Origin of the sequence: Paenibacillus periandrae, assembly GCF_022458865.1 — a bacterium.
Taxonomy (GTDB): domain Bacteria; phylum Bacillota; class Bacilli; order Paenibacillales; family NBRC-103111; genus Paenibacillus_S; species Paenibacillus_S periandrae.
Genome location: NZ_JAJNMU010000076.1, coordinates 1 through 1,875, shown reverse-complemented (window position 1 = coordinate 1,875; position 1,875 = coordinate 1). Strand labels below are relative to the sequence as shown.

Below are 1,875 nucleotides of genomic sequence, written 5' to 3'. Positions count from 1 at the left end.
GCCACCGCACCGATCGAGCACGTCGTTGACGAGATCTTCCGTCAAAGCGAAGAAAATAAACGCCAACGACAGTAACTTACGGTCGCTTACGGACAGCCCAATACACCGGTGCACCTGGATACGAATATCCACTGCGCTAACGGGAACTTTAGCTCAACCAGCACGAGGCTGCCGGCATTGTTGGCAGCTTATCAAGCTAAAGGGCAGGATTGATTCATCAATTGTAGAATCCTTTGTTTGCAAAATCTATTAACGGGGGTAGGGGATGGAAATTAAGATACGGGAAATTGCAGCAGATGATTATAGTGAAGTTGTTGTCTTATGGAACGATGTACTTGGAGTGCGTACGGTTACGGATGAGAACTTTCGCGTTACGATGGAACAGATGTACAAAGCAGGCAATTACAAAACGTTTGTAGCGTTACTTGAGAATCATGTTGTTGGGTTCATATCTATCGTTCATGGATTAGCTGTAGGGTCTACGAATGGTTATCTGCATATAACCGGTCTTGCTGTTCATAAAGATTTTCAGCGTCATAGGGTAGGCACTGAACTGCTACGCTGCACTGAAAATTATGCGAAAGACAGCGGAATATCCAGCATTATTCTATGTACCGGGATGAAGCGAACTGATGCCCATGCTTTCTATGAGCATAATGGCTATGACAAAGATTCATACTGCTTTGATAAGATTATTAAACTTGACTAATGAATAACCATATTGCGTTACGCTAACGGATCACTATTACGGAGACTGCATCAATGCAGTTCCTCTATTTTTGTTCATTCAAGTAACGAGGGAGGATAGTTTAATTTACCGTCTTTCGTTAAATTAAATTTGTTTACGGTCAGGCCAGGTCTATGCACATTAGCAATCCAAGAGAAACAGGGCATGCTGTTGTATGATAAAGTGTTGACATAAAGGAGGTTGAATATGGAACATGTAATCTTGATGATGAATGTGCGAGAAAACAAGGGAGGAGAGTCAGTCGCATGGCAAAGATCGTTTACGCATTGAACCAGTCTCTGGACGGATTCGTCGACCACGACCACCCGGAATTTCAGACCGGCCCCGAACTATTCCGTCATTTCATCGACGACGTGCGCAGCCTGTCGGGCATCCTGTACGGGCGCCGCATGTACGAGAACATGCGGGTTTGGGACGGAACTGAATGGGGTGCACCGGAACGGGAATTCGCAGCGGCGTGGCAAAGCAAACCGAAGTGGGTGGTGTCGAGGACGTTAAAATCCGTCGGTCCGAACGCTTCTCTGATCGAGGGCGACCTCGCAGCGGCCATACGTGAGCTGAAGGCTCAGCATGAAGGGGTAATAGAAGTTGCCGGGCCAGAGTTGGCCCACAGTCTAACGGAGCTCGGTCTCGTTGATGAGTATCGACTCTATCTCCATCCAGTCGTGCTGGGTCACGGCAAACCGTTCTTCGCCGGTCCGCGGCCGCCTCTGCGCCTCGTGGCAAGCGATCGATTTGGCGAGAATGTGATCAGGTTGACCTACGTTCCAGCTTAGTTGTGCAGTTGACCCAGTGGCTTTAAGGAAATTCGTTCAGTTATGCGAAATTACTTAGTTTTTTATGGAATTGACAATTGACCTAACAGGAAACGATAGTGAAATTAAATAGGGAGCAGATTGCCGCGGCAACTGCTCCCTTCTTCATTAAAGTAAACATTCCTGTTAAGGCTAAGAAATCGCCTTTGTCAAAAAAGGAGCGCCTCGGTATGATGGGTTTGTCGACGGGTTCGAAACCCAACACCATCTAGGAGGCGCTCTTACTATGAAGTTTAAACAAACAGAAGGACAAAATCAACGAATAGAACGAATTAGCACATCTCATCTTGTTGTAGGTATCGACATGGCCAA

Annotated in this window: 2 protein-coding genes; both read left to right on the top strand. The window is 46.7% G+C overall.

The features are described from left to right. Positions 1–265: 265 nt before the first annotated feature. Positions 266–709 (top strand): GNAT family N-acetyltransferase, encoded by a 444-nt coding sequence (locus LRL21_RS44530; protein ID WP_240422175.1) that lies wholly within the window; start codon positions 266–268, stop codon positions 707–709. Positions 710–993: 284 nt separating this feature from the next. Continuing rightward, the gene (locus tag LRL21_RS44525; protein WP_240422174.1) at positions 994–1,524 is read left to right on the top strand and encodes a dihydrofolate reductase family protein; all 531 of its coding nucleotides are present in this window, start codon (positions 994–996) and stop codon (positions 1,522–1,524) included. Positions 1,525–1,875 lie beyond the last annotated feature (351 nt).

Excerpts from the sequence above, each read along its gene's own strand:
- LRL21_RS44530 (WP_240422175.1), top strand. The coding sequence starts at position 266 with ATGGAAATTAAGATACGGGAAATTGCAGCAGATGATTATAGTGAAGTT.
- LRL21_RS44525 (WP_240422174.1), top strand. The coding sequence starts at position 994 with ATGGCAAAGATCGTTTACGCATTGAACCAGTCTCTGGACGGATTCGTC.